Genomic DNA, 274 nt, shown 5'->3' on the forward strand with positions numbered 1-274 from the left:
GGTGGTGTAGCGGCAGCTGACCATATCCACTCTTTCTTGTTTGGCTTCTATATTGCTGCATTGGCAGTGGGTAGTTGCTATTGGTTAGCTTTCCGTAGCACGCGTTTCCCACAGTTAGCTCTAATGTTATTGATGTGTGGCTTTTTCGCGAAAATTGCAGTGACAGTTGTCGGTGTTTCTTGGGGTATCTCGAACGATATCATTCAATCGCCGTTCATTTTCTCATTGTCATACCTGTTCTTCTTAGTGGTTGTGTCTTACGTTTGGTTTGCAT

The 274-nt window shown here is 44.2% G+C and carries 1 protein-coding gene; it reads left to right on the top strand.

The features are described 5' to 3' along the window. Positions 1-274 (top strand): NADH:ubiquinone oxidoreductase (locus tag JFU56_RS22450; RefSeq protein ID WP_198439438.1); only part of this gene is annotated, 274 nt, incomplete at both ends.

This window comes from Moritella sp. F3 (assembly GCF_015082335.1).
GTDB lineage: Bacteria > Pseudomonadota > Gammaproteobacteria > Enterobacterales > Moritellaceae > Moritella.